The organism is Cellulomonas sp. P1_C4 (genome assembly GCF_056406355.1).
On record NZ_JBFUAI010000003.1, the window covers coordinates 1 to 12,011 of the forward strand.

The 12,011-nt window shown below is 73.9% G+C and carries 10 protein-coding genes; 7 read left to right on the forward strand and 3 right to left on the reverse strand.

Translation table 11 applies throughout. The annotated features are described in order from the left end of the window. The first annotated feature begins 192 nt into the window (after positions 1-192). From leuS to holA, 5 genes are all read left to right on the forward strand, one after another. Positions 193-3,087: a leucine--tRNA ligase gene (gene leuS / locus AC1DYZ_RS02710; protein ID WP_477063685.1), complete on the forward strand. Its 2,895-nt coding sequence runs from the start codon at positions 193-195 to the stop codon at positions 3,085-3,087. A 5-nt stretch (positions 3,088-3,092) separates the two neighbouring features. Then, positions 3,093-4,058 carry a DegV family protein gene (locus tag AC1DYZ_RS02715; RefSeq protein ID WP_477063686.1) on the forward strand — a complete coding sequence of 322 codons (966 nt, stop codon included), beginning with the start codon at positions 3,093-3,095 and terminating at the stop codon, positions 4,056-4,058. Positions 4,059-4,814: 756 nt separating this feature from the next. After that, positions 4,815-5,546 (forward strand): ComEA family DNA-binding protein, encoded by a 732-nt coding sequence (locus AC1DYZ_RS02720; protein WP_477063687.1) that lies wholly within the window; start codon positions 4,815-4,817, stop codon positions 5,544-5,546. Next, positions 5,543-7,165 carry a ComEC/Rec2 family competence protein gene (locus AC1DYZ_RS02725; RefSeq protein ID WP_477063688.1) on the forward strand — a complete coding sequence of 541 codons (1,623 nt, stop codon included), beginning with the start codon at positions 5,543-5,545 and terminating at the stop codon, positions 7,163-7,165. The genes AC1DYZ_RS02720 and AC1DYZ_RS02725 overlap by 4 nt, the downstream gene beginning before the upstream one ends. A gap of 19 nt (positions 7,166-7,184) precedes the next feature. Beyond that, positions 7,185-8,192, forward strand: coding sequence for a DNA polymerase III subunit delta (gene holA / locus AC1DYZ_RS02730; protein ID WP_477063689.1), 1,008 nt, complete (start codon positions 7,185-7,187; stop codon positions 8,190-8,192). Here holA and AC1DYZ_RS02735 read toward each other — a convergent pair. Both AC1DYZ_RS02735 and AC1DYZ_RS02740 read right to left on the reverse strand, forming a co-directional pair. Next, a complete protein-coding gene (locus tag AC1DYZ_RS02735; protein ID WP_477063690.1) occupies positions 8,182-8,817 on the reverse strand; it encodes an EAL domain-containing protein in 636 nt (211 codons plus the stop codon). The two genes, holA and AC1DYZ_RS02735, sit on opposite strands and share 11 nt — an antisense overlap. Positions 8,818-8,904: 87 nt before the next feature. Continuing rightward, the gene (locus AC1DYZ_RS02740; protein WP_477063691.1) at positions 8,905-9,633 is read right to left on the reverse strand and encodes an EAL and HDOD domain-containing protein; all 729 of its coding nucleotides are present in this window, start codon (positions 9,631-9,633) and stop codon (positions 8,905-8,907) included. A 217-nt stretch (positions 9,634-9,850) separates the two neighbouring features. Here AC1DYZ_RS02740 and AC1DYZ_RS02745 point away from each other — a divergent pair, with 217 nt between their 5' ends. Both AC1DYZ_RS02745 and AC1DYZ_RS02750 read left to right on the forward strand, forming a co-directional pair. Then, positions 9,851-9,994, forward strand: a complete 144-nt coding sequence (locus AC1DYZ_RS02745; protein ID WP_477063692.1) for a hypothetical protein — start codon at positions 9,851-9,853, stop codon at positions 9,992-9,994. Between the two features lie 90 nt (positions 9,995-10,084). Next, positions 10,085-11,407: a helix-turn-helix domain-containing protein gene (locus tag AC1DYZ_RS02750; protein ID WP_477063693.1), complete on the forward strand. Its 1,323-nt coding sequence runs from the start codon at positions 10,085-10,087 to the stop codon at positions 11,405-11,407. A 168-nt stretch (positions 11,408-11,575) separates the two neighbouring features. On the opposite strand, the gene rpsT is transcribed toward AC1DYZ_RS02750, so the two are convergent. Continuing rightward, positions 11,576-11,836, reverse strand: coding sequence for a 30S ribosomal protein S20 (gene rpsT, locus AC1DYZ_RS02755; protein ID WP_456825459.1), 261 nt, complete (start codon positions 11,834-11,836; stop codon positions 11,576-11,578). Between the last annotated feature and the right edge of the window lie 175 nt (positions 11,837-12,011).

Sequence of the window (12,011 nt, forward strand, 5' to 3'; positions counted from 1 at the left end):
GCCTGCGCCTTCGCCTCGGCCGCCTCGGCGGCGGCCTGCGCGGCGACCGCGCGCAGGGCGGCGAGGTCGGCCGCGGACGAGCTGGCGGCCGACGCTGGCGTGCTGTCCGACATGTCGGGAGCATACGGCGGGGGAGCAGGCCGCACCCGGCCGGGGTGCGGGGGGAGCGCCACCGGTCGGTAAACTCGCGGGGTGACCTCGCAGGACGCCCCCGCCGCCATCCCCACCGCCTCCGACGACGTGCCCTTCCGCTACACCGCGGAGCTCGCGCGCGAGATCGAGCTGCGCTGGCAGGACGAGTGGGCGGACCGCGGCACGTTCTATGCGGCCAACCCGTCGGGCGACCTCACCGACGGCGACGGGAACCACGCGGCAGCCGACCAGCCGGCGTTCTTCGTCATGGACATGTTCCCGTACCCCTCGGGCGCGGGCCTGCACATTGGCCACCCGCTCGGCTACATCGCGACGGATGTCGTCGGCCGGTTCCGCCGCATGCAGGGCGACAACGTGCTGCACGCGCTGGCGTTCGACGCGTTCGGCCTGCCCGCCGAGCAGTACGCCGTGCAGACGGGCCAGCACCCGCGCACCACCACCGAGGCGAACATCGTCATCATGCAGCGCCAGCTGCGCCGGCTGGGCCTGGCCCACGACCCGCGCCGCACGTTCGCGACGATCGACCCGGGGTACGTGCGCTGGACGCAGTGGATCTTCCTGCAGATCTTCGACTCCTGGTACGACGAGACCGCGCCGCGACCGGACGGCGGCGTCGGCCGGGCGCGCCCGATCGCCGAGCTGGTGGCCGAGTACGAGTCGGGGTCGCGGGGCCCGGAGTGGGCGGACCTGGACGAGGTCGCTCGTCGGCGTGTGCTCGACACGCACCGGCTGGCGTACGTCTCCGAGACGCCGGTCAACTGGTGCCCGGGCCTGGGCACGGTGCTGGCCAACGAGGAGGTCACCTCCGACGGCCGCTCCGAGCGGGGCAACTTCCCGGTGTTCCAGCGCAGCCTGCGCCAGTGGAACATGCGCATCACCGCCTACGCCGACCGCCTCATCGACGACCTCGAGCACATCGACTGGCCCGACAAGGTCAAGGCGATGCAGCGCAACTGGATCGGCCGCTCGTCGGGCGCCCGGGTCCGCTTCGCGGTGCAGGGCGGCGACCAGGTCGAGGTGTTCACCACCCGCCCGGACACGCTGTTCGGCGCCACGTTCGTCGTCGTCGCCCCCGAGCACCCGCTGCTGGACGAGGTCCCGACCGCCTGGCCCGACGGCACCAAGGACCTCTGGACCGGTGGCCACCGCACGCCGGCCGACGCCGTCGCGTCCTACCGCGCCGAGACCGCCGCCAAGACCGCGGTCGAGCGTCAGGCGGACGCCGGCCGCAAGACCGGCGTGTTCACCGGCCACCTGGCCGCGAACCCCGTGAACGGCGAGCTGTTGCCCGTCTTCACCGCCGACTACGTCCTCATGGGCTACGGCACCGGCGCGATCATGGCCGTCCCGGGCGGCGACGAGCGCGACTTCGCATTCGCGCAGGCGTTCGACCTGCCCGTCGTCTACACGATCGACGCCCCCGAGGGGACCGAGCCCGGCGCGCGCACCGGCGACGGCGTCGCGATCAACTCGTCGAACGACGAGGTCAGCCTGGACGGGCTGCCCGTCGCCGACGCCAAGGCGACGATCACCGAGTGGCTGACCGCGAAGGGCGTCGGCGAGGGCACCATCACGTACCGCCTGCGCGACTGGCTGTTCAGCCGCCAGCGCTACTGGGGCGAGCCGTTCCCGATCGTCTACGACGAGCACGACCTGCCGCTGGCCGTCCCGGAGTCGGCCCTCCCGGTGAACCTGCCCGACGTCCCGGACTACTCGCCGCGCACGTTCGACGCCGACGACGCGCACTCCACCCCCGAGCCGCCCCTGGGCCGCAACGAGGACTGGGTCCAGGTGACGCTCGACCTGGGCGACGGCCCGAAGCAGTACCGCCGCGACACCAACACCATGCCCAACTGGGCCGGATCTTGCTGGTACTACCTGCGCTACCTGGACCCCACCAACGACACCGCCCTGGTGGACCCGGCCCTCGAGCAGTACTGGATGGGTCCGGGCCACGGCGAGCAGAAGCCGGGCTCGATCGGCGGCGTCGACCTGTACGTCGGCGGCGTCGAGCACGCGGTCCTGCACCTGCTGTACGCGCGGTTCTGGCACAAGGTCCTGCACGACCTGGGCCACGTCTCCAGCGGCGAGCCGTTCCACAAGCTGTTCAACCAGGGCTACATCCAGGCGTACGCCTACACCGACCAGCGCGGCGTGCACGTGCCCGCCGACGAGGTGGTCGAGGACGCCGCGGCCGAGACCGGCTTCAGCTGGCAGGGCGAACCCGTCAACCGCGAGTACGGGAAGATGGGCAAGTCGCTGAAGAACATGGTGACGCCCGACGACATGTACGCCGAGTACGGCGCCGACACCCTGCGCGTGTACGAGATGTCGATGGGCCCGCTCGACCTGTCGCGCCCGTGGGAGACCCGCGCGGTCGTCGGCTCGCAGCGCTTCCTGCAGCGCCTGTGGCGCAACGTCGTCGACGAGACCACCGGCGCGACCGTGATCTCGGACGAGGCGCCGTCGCAGGAGACCCTGCGGGTGCTGCACCGGGCGATCGCGGACACGACGGCTGACATGGCGGCCATGCGCGTCAACACCGCGATCTCGCGCCTGATCGTGCTGAACAACCACCTCACCACCTTGCCGACGACGCCCCGCGCCGCCGTCGAGGCCCTCGTGCTGATGACCGCGCCGGTCGCCCCGCACGTCGCGGAGGAGCTGTGGTCGCGCCTGGGCCACGAGCRCTCGCTCGCCCACGAGCCGTTCCMGGTGGCCGACCCGGCGTACCTGGTCGAGGACACCGTCACCTGCATCTTCCAGGTGCAGGGCAAGGTGCGTGGGCGCGCCGAGGTCGCCCCGGACATCTCCGACGACGACCTGCGCGAGCTGGCGCTGGCCGACGTGGGCGTGCAGCGCGCGCTCGACGGTCGCGGCATCCGGACGGTCGTCGTCCGGGCCCCCAAGCTCGTCAACGTCGTGCCGGCCTGATCGCCGTGCCCGGCCGCCGTCGGCCCGAGCAGCCGTCGGTCGCGATCGTCACCGACTCGACCGCGTCGCTGCCGGAGGGGGCTGCCGAGCGGTGGGGCGTCGGCGTGGTGCCGCTGGACGTGGTCGTCGACGGCGAGCGGCACGTCGAGGGCGTCGACCTGTCCCCGCAGGCCCTGCTCGCCGCGCTGACCAAGGGCGTGACGGTCACGACGTCGCAGCCGCCGCCCGCCGCGTTCGCGTCCGCGTACGAGCGCGCCGCCGCGTCGGGGGCGCGCGAGATCGTCTCGATCCACCTGTCCGGCGAGCTGTCGGGCACCGTCCGCGCGGCCCGGCTCGCCGCCGAGTCGTCCTCCGTCCCCGTGCACGTGGTCGACTCCGGGGTCGTCGCGATGGCGCTGGGCTTCGCCGTGCTCGACGCCGCCCGCTTCTCCGCCGGACCCGAGGTCGCCGTCACCGCCGCCGCGCCCGCACCCGGCCCGCTGGCGGCGGCCCGAGCCTGGTGGCACGCCCGCGCGCGCCCCGAGGCGCGCCTCCCGTCCGGTGGGGAGGTCGCCGAGCACGCGCGCACGGTCGCGGCGTCGACCCGGGTCTGGTTCCTGGTCGACTCGCTCGACCACCTCCGACGCGGGGGGCGGCTCAGCGTGCCGGCGACCGCGATCGGCATCGTGCTCGGCCTGCGCCCGATCCTCACGCTGCATGCAGGCGGCATCGACGTCCTCGAGAAGGTGCGCACCCGTCGGGCCGCCCGCGACCGGCTCGTGGCCCTCGCCGTCGCCGACGTCGTCCGGCGCTCGTCCGCGCGTATCGCGGTGCACCACCTCGGGCAGCCCGAACTCGCGGAGGCCCTCGCCGCCGAGGTCGCCGCGGCAGCGGGCGACCGGCTCACCGAGACCGCCGTCTGCGAGTCCAGCGCCGTCCTGGCGGCCCACGCCGGACCCGGCCTGCTCGCGATCGTGGTCGCCGACGCCTGAGCCTGGCCCCCCCGACCGACCTGATCGATCGACCCCAGTTCGACCCGCCAGTTCGACCCGCCGGATCGACCCGCCAGATCGACCCGCCCACAGCCCCCGGACCCGACCGACGGGTCGCGCCGGACCTCCCCAGCCCGGATCGCGGCGATCCCGCGACCGTAGGTTCTGCGGGTGCCACGCCGTGATCGCGACCTCGCCCCGGGCGCCCGGCTGACCGCACTCACCACGCCGCGCCGACCTCTCGCGCCCCGAGCGTTCGCGCCGGCCCCGAACGACCCGCCCACGTCCGCGCGCGAGCGGTTCCCGCCGGGCTGGACGCCCGAGCCACCGGCGCCCACGACCGCGAGTCCGGCCCTGCCGAGCAGTCCGGTGCCGGCCTTGACGGTGTGGTCTCCGCTAGCGGCCCCACTCGCACCGCCCCCACCCTCACCGCCCCCACCCTCACCGCCCCTACCGGCCTCGCCCGCACCGGCCCGCGCACCCTCAACACTGCGGACTCCCGCGCCAACTGTCCCGATGGCGAGCCCGCCGACGGCGCCCAGGCCGACGCCAATGGCGCGTGCGGCTCCGCGGACGACAAGCACCCCGACAACTACCCCGCCGATGCCGACGGTGCCGACGACCTCGCCGGTCCCGAGCCCGCCGCCAGCGACCCTGCCGGCGACCCCGCTGGAGCCGAGGACCGCGACCCCGCTGACGTCGAGCGTGCCGACGACCCCGCCGTGGCCAATCAGGCCGACGGCGACACAACCGACGTTGGGCACACCTACGACGACCTCGCCGGTCCCGAACGCGCCGGCAGCGCCGGCTCGAACCACCCGGGCGCTGGAGTCGGCCGCCGCCGGCTACGTCGAGTCGCACGGCGATCCGCTCGCCGGATCTGCTGGCCCTCGCCGCCGGGCCCGATGGACGATCTCGTGGCGCCTGGCCGCGGCCGCCGGCACCGTGCTCCTGCTGGTGGGGGGAGCGGTCGCGCTGCGCGCCGTCTCGCTGACCCCGGGCCCGGCGGTGACGTTGCCCGACCCGGCGCCGAGCGGTGCCAACGCCCCGGCCGCGTCTCCGACGGGTCAGGTCGTGGTGGACGTGGTCGGCGCCGTGGCAGCGCCGTCCGTGGTGCGCCTGGCCGCGGGCTCCCGCGTCGTCGATGCGCTGGCGGCCGCCGGCGGTGCCACCGCCGAGGCCCAGCTGGGTGCGCTCAACCTCGCGCGAGTGCTGGTGGACGGCGAGCAGATCGTGGTGCCTGCGGTGGGCGACCAGCCCGTCGATGCTGCGCCGGGACCGGCGGGCGCACCGACCGACGACCGCGTCGACCTCAACGCGGCGGACGCCGCCGCGCTCGATGCGCTGCCGGGAATCGGCCCCGTGCTCGCCGGCAGGATCGTCGCGCACCGCGAGGACGGACCGTTCACGAGCGTCGACGAGCTCGCCGACGTCGCAGGCATCGGGCCGACGCTGCTCGACCGCCTCCGCGACCTGGTCCGCGTGTGACCGGGCACCGGACCCCGCCGGTCGACAGTGGACTGACGCCGACACCCGCCTGCCCGGCGACGAGCCCCGACCTCGGCCCGCCCGCCGACGACCGTGACCCGCCGCTCACCATCGACGTGCGACTGCTCCCGGCCGCTATGGCCTCGTGGGTCGCCGCGCTCGCCGTGGTGCGGGTGCCGGCCGCCGCGGCGCTGGCCGTCGGTCTCGCGGTGCTTGGCGCCGCGATCGCAGGTCTCGGGTGCGTGGCGCGGCGTGGTGCTCGCCCCGGGCCGCTCCACGAGCCGCGCGGGGTCTTCGCCCTCGTGCCGACACTCTGCCTCGCCTTGGCCGCGGCTGCGATCGTGCTCTGCGCCGGCTCGGGCCAGACGGCCGCACGGGCCCGCGGGCTGCTGCCCGAGCTCGCCCGGCACGAGCAGGTCGGCCGTGTCGAAGGCGTGGTCGTCGAGGAGCCGACCGTCCTCCCGCCCGGCTGGCCGGGCGCCCCGGCGCGCGTCCGATGCGTCATCGCCGTCGACGCCGTCTCCGCACCTGGGCGCTCGTCGGGTGCCGCGGGTCGGGTGCTCGTGCTCGGCCCGGCGAGCTGGGCGGAAGCACCGTACGGCGCGCGGGTCTCGGCGACGGGGAGCGTGCGGCCGGGCGAACCCGGGAGCCGGGTCGTGGCGGTGGTCCTGACCGGCGCCGCGCCGGAGGTCGTCGGACCGCCGCCGCCGTGGCAGGCGTCCGCCTCGAGCCTGCGCGACGGTGTGCGTTCGCTCGCCGCGACGCTGCCGGGCGACGCTGGCGCGCTGTTGCCGGGAGTGAGCGTGGGGGACACCCGCGAGGTCCCCGACGACCTCACAGCGGCCATGCGCACGGCCGGCCTGACGCACGTGACCGCCGTGTCCGGCGCGCACTTCTCGCTCGTCGCGGCGTTGGTGCTCGCGCTGGCCTCCGCGGTCGGTCTGCCTCGCGCCGGGCGCGCCGCCGTCACGGCCGCCGCGATGGCCGCGATGGTCCTGCTCGTCCACCCCTCGCCGAGCGTGCTGCGCGCCGCGGTCATGGGCCTCGTCGCCGTGCTTGGGGTGCTGGTCGGACGCCCGCACCGCGCGCCCGCCGCCCTCTCGGCGACGGTCGTGCTTCTGCTCGTCGTCGACCCGTGGCTTGCCGCCGAGCTCGGCTTCGTGCTCTCGGTGCTTGCCACCGGGGGCCTGGTGCTGGTGGGCGGACCTCTGGCGGAGCGCTGGTCGCCGAGGTGCGGACGCCCGCTGGCGACCGCGCTGGCCCTGCCGGTCGCGGCGCAGCTGGTGTGCGCGCCCGCGATCCTTGCGGCGACGCCGACGGTCGCGCTGTACGCCGTCCCGGCGAACGTGCTGGTTGCCCCGGCCCTCGCTCCGGCCACGGTGCTGGGGCTCGCCGCGGCCGGCACGGCGGGGTGGTGGGGCGCCGGCGCGCACGTGCTTGCGCTGGGCTCGGGTGCGGCCTGCTGGTGGATCGGCGCAGTCGCGCGCGCGGCCGCCGCCGCACCGGGCGCCCAGGTGGCGTGGCTACCGGGGTGGGCCGGCGTCGTGGTTCTCTCCGTCGCCGGGGCGTGCGTGCTGCGCCTCGTCGTGGCCCGCGGCGCTGCGTCGAGACGTCAGTGACGTCTGGCAGGCTGAGCCCGTGCCTCCCGCCTCCCGCMGCCCAGCCGCCCGCACCGCGGGCATCTCGTGGGAGGCCGTCGAGCTGGCCCCCGTGCTCCTGGTCAGCGGGGCCGAGGACCTGCTCGGTGACCGTGCCGTCGACCGCGTGGTGTCGCTCGCCCGCGCCGCCGACGCCGGCGTGGAGGTCACGCGCCTGGACGCGACCGAGTACACCGTCGGCGCCCTCGGGGTGGTCACCAGCCCGAGCCTGTTCGCCGAGGAAAAGGTCGTCGTGGTCGACGGCCTCGAGCGTGCGACGGACGACCTGCTCAGCGACGTGACCGAGTACATCACCGCTCCGCCCGCCGACGTCGTGCTGGTGCTCCGGCACGGTGGGGGCCAGCGTGGCAAGAAGCTGCTCGACGCTCTTCGCTCCGCGGGAGTGCCGACCGTGGCGTGCGACGTGATCAAGTCCGACGGCGACAAGAGCGCCTTCGTCACCGCGGAGCTGCGCCGGGCTGGCCGGCGGGCCGACGCGCAAGCCGTCCGGGCGCTCGTCGACGCGGTCGGCAGCGACCTGCGCGAGCTCGCGGCGTCGTGCGCACAGCTCGTCGCCGACACGACCGGCCTGATCGGGCCGGAGGCCGTCGAGCGGTACTACGGCGGGCGCATCGAGGCGACGGGCTTCCGCGTCGCAGACGCCGCCGTGGCGGGTCAGGCCGGACAGGCCGTGGCGCTGCTACGGCACGCCCTGGCCACGGGCGTGGACCCGGTCCCGGTGGTCGCCGCGCTGGCCGCCAAGCTGCGGGTGCTCGCCAAGGTCGCGGCGGTCCGCGGACGGGGAGCCGGCGCGGTGCGGGACCTCGGCCTCGCGCCGTGGCAGACGGACCGCGCGATGTCTGACCTGCGTCGCTGGACGCCCGAGGGCCTCGCGAGCGCCATCGCGGCGGTCGCGCAGGCGGACGCCGAGGTCAAGGGCGAGGGCCGAGACCCGCAGTTCGCCGTCGAGCGCGCCGTCCTGCGCGTCGCCGGGGCAGTCAGACCCTGACAGTCACATCGAGGGTGACGGCCGGACCGAGCTCGTCACCCTGCAGGAGCTCGAACCCGAGTCCGCGGCACTCCGCGACGAGCCCGGGATCGGAGACGCGCTCCGCGACGAGCGTCGCGCCGTGCTGACGGGCGAGCTGCACCAGACCGGCGCCGAGTCGGTGGACGTCGCGGCAGTCGATCTTGACGAAGTCGGCCCAGGGCATCATCGCCACCTGGTCGGGCTCAGCGGCGAAGTCGTCGATCGCGATCCGGTAGCCGCGCGACTTGAGGCGCTCGAGCCCGGCGAGCACCGCGTCGTCGGCCGTGACGGACTCGACGACCTCGAGCACGAGCCGGCCGGCGTGCGCCGGCAGCGGGCGGTCGTTGACGAGGAACGAGCGGGTGACGTTGACGAAAGCGAACGTGCTGCTGGTGGGAGGGCCGTCACCGAAGAGGACGTCGAGCACCGAGGCCGTCGCCACGTCCTGCCGGTCGGAGCCCCAGCGGTCGACCTGGGCGGGAAGGCCGTCGCGTGACCGGTAGAGGAACTCGTTGGCGTACAGCCGGCCGCCGGCGGTCCAGATGGGCTGGCGCGCGATGGGGAGCCGAGCGGGTACCGCGGGGGAGACGACGGGCAGTGTCACATCGGATGAGAGGGACTTGCGTCGGCGCTATGACGCCGTTCACCCATTCGGACCAAGCAAGTGTGACCGGACGAACAGGCGACGGGCCTACAGGCTGACGCGGCGCGCGCCTGCTCGGTCGAGGACGCCGGCGCGCTCGAGCAGATTTCCCTGAAAGAGGGTGAAGCCCAGGTCGCGCGCGTGGCGCAGGGTGTCGGCGCTCTCCACGTACTCGGCGACGAGGAGCGCGCCGTACGACCGGGCGAGGTGCACGACGGGCGGACCTTCGACATCCAGGTCCCGGACGTCGATCTTGACGAAGTCGGCGTGCGGGAGGAGCCGGCGCTGGTTCGGGCTGCTGACGAACGCCGGGATGGCGATCCGGAAGCCTTCCTCGCGCAGGCGTCGAATGCCCGTGAGGACCGCCGAGTCGACGGTGACGGCGTCGTTGATCTCGATGACGAGGCGATCCGGGCGGCGGGGGATGGGCAGATCGCCGACCAGGTACGCGCGCGGGCAGCGGACGAACAACAACCGACCGTGCGCGACGTGCTCGAGGTCGGCGCGCCCGAACGTGGCGCCGAGCACGTGCGCGGTGGCGCGCTCGTGCTGGTAGGAGTTCCAGGAGACCGCCGTCGCGGTGTGCTGGTCCGGCGACCGGAACGAGAGCTGGTACGCGAACGGCCGGCCGTGGTCGGAGAAGATCCCCTGCCGCGCGACCAGGACGGGCTCGTGCGAGATCCGCTGCGACCATTCCTGACGGAGGGCAGGGGGGATGGCCGCGTCCACCGCAGCTGCGAGGTACGCGAGCCGCCCGTCGGCGTCATCCGGTGTCATGGCATCTATGACACCACAACTTCGGCGCTGTGAACCGCCGACGTGCGGGTGGAATTCTGGACGAGTGACCGCCTCCCCTGCTCAAAGCGCCGCCGATAGGAGAACATTCACCCATTCAGGGGCGGACCGACCGGTAAGGGAAGACGTCGGGGCCCGCCACCCGCCATCATGGGCACCACCCCGGATCGCCCGATGATCGTCGAAGGAGCAACTCACGATGTCCAGAATGCTCAAGACCGCACTCGTCGTCGCCACCATCTTCGGGTCCCTGGCGCTGTCGCCGGGCGCCGCGCTGGCGGACGGCGCAGGGGACAGCCCCAACACCGGGGGCGCCAGCGGCTGCTGCCGGACGATCGACTGACAGTCCGCTCGGGTGCGCCGCAGAGGCACAGACTTACGCCACTGCAGGGGGTGGTGCATCCGGGGGACGTCACACATACAATGACTGACCATGACCACGATTGCTGACCGGGTTCGCGAGGCCCGGCTCGCTGCTGGGCTGTCCCAGACCGCGCTTGCGGGGTCTGCCTTCTCGCCCAGCTACATCTCTCTGATCGAGGCGGGTCATCGGGAACCGACCGACTCCGCGCTCGCCGTGCTGGCTATCCGCCTGGGCACGACTCTCGAGTACCTGAAGCACGGCGAGGACGGCCCGAACGAGGCCCGGACGCGTCTCGAGATCGACTACGCCAAGCTCGACATGACCCAGGGCGACGCCGCCGGGGCGCGTCGCCGGCTGGAGGCGCTCGACCTCGAGATCGTGTCTCCGTCGGTCCGCGTGGAGGCCTTGACCACCTTGGCGCACGCGTTCGAGGTGCTGGGCGACCTCGAGTCGTCGGTGGCGATCCTCGAGCCGCTGCTCGCGGACTCCCGGGCGCGGACGCACCACGTCGAGTCCGCCAAGCTGGCCAACGCGCTCGTCGCCTCGTACCTCGAGGCCGGTGATCTGCACCGCAGCGTGGAGGTCGGCGAGCGGACGCTCGCGGACCTCGAGTCGGCGGACCTGACCGGGACCGACGAGCACCTGCGGCTCGCGTCGACCGTGCTGTGGGCGTACGTCGAGCGCGGTGACCTGCTCTACGCCACCCACCGGGCGGCGGAGCTGGTCCGGCTGGCCGAGTCGCTCGGCACGCCGCGCGGTCGCGGGAGCGTCTACTGGAACGCGGCGCTCGTCGCGGAGCAGCGTCGCGACTACGAGCTCGCCCAGCGATACACGGAGCGTGCGCTCGCCCTGCTGTCCGAGGGGGAAGCGGATCGCGACCTGCCCCGGCTGCGGCTCAACTACGCGTGGCTCCTGCTGCGCTCCGACCCGGTGGACCCCCGGGCGGCGCTCGACCAGATCGAGCGCGCCGCGCCGGAGCTGGCGGTCCTGGGTTCGGAGCTCGACCTGTCGCGCGTCGACGTCGAGAGCTCGCGGGCCCACCTGCTGCTCGGTGACATCGACGCCGCGGAGCGGTTCGCGGACGCGGCCCTCGCGCGGTTGGGCGACCCGCCGCGGCTGGAGACGGCGTTCGCGCAGCTCTCGCGGGGCGACGCGCTCCACGCGCGCGGTGACGCCGAGGGTTCGGCTCGGGCGTACGAGTCGGCCGCGGACCTGCTCGGCATGATGTCCGCCTCCCGGCAGTCCGCGTCCGCGTGGCGTGACCTGGGAGACCGCTACGCGATGCACGGCGACAGCGCGGCGGCCGCGCAGGCCTACGACCGTGCGCTGCGCGAGGCAGGCTTCCGTCCCACGATCCCGCTGAGCACCTGGGAGACCTGGTCGCTGACCTGATCGGGCCGGAGTGCAGCGAAGGCGTCACCCCGCAGGGGGGGTGACGCCTTCACTGTGTGCGGGGTCCGGATCCGGACGCACTGAAGGCGTCACCCCGGGTGGGGGTGACGCCTTCAACGTCGGGCTGCCTGGCGGTCGCGGCGGGGCCGTGACCAGCTCAGGAATGCCTCAGAGTGCGCCGACCGACTTCGCCAGCGCCGACTTCTTGTTGGCGGCCTGGTTCTCGTGGATGACACCCTTCGAGACGGCCTTGTCGAGCTTGCGCGACGCCTCGATGAGGGCGACCGACGCGGCGTCCTTGTCGCCACCGGCGACGGCCTCACGGACGCGACGGATGTGCGTCTTGAGCTCGGACTTCACCGACTTGTTGCGCAGGCGCGCCTTCTCGTTGGTGGTGATGCGCTTGATCTGGGACTTGATGTTGGCCACGTGTGGACTCTCTTGTGCGTTCGCCGAAGCGATCTGACAGGTCTAGAGGGCGCGCACAGCTCCGGGACATGGGCGTGGGGATACCCGCGGAGAGGAACTGGGCTTGTGCCCGCCGACCCGGGCGGACACGCGAATAGCCATGTTAGCAGGCAGGAGGCCTGACGCCGAACCCCGT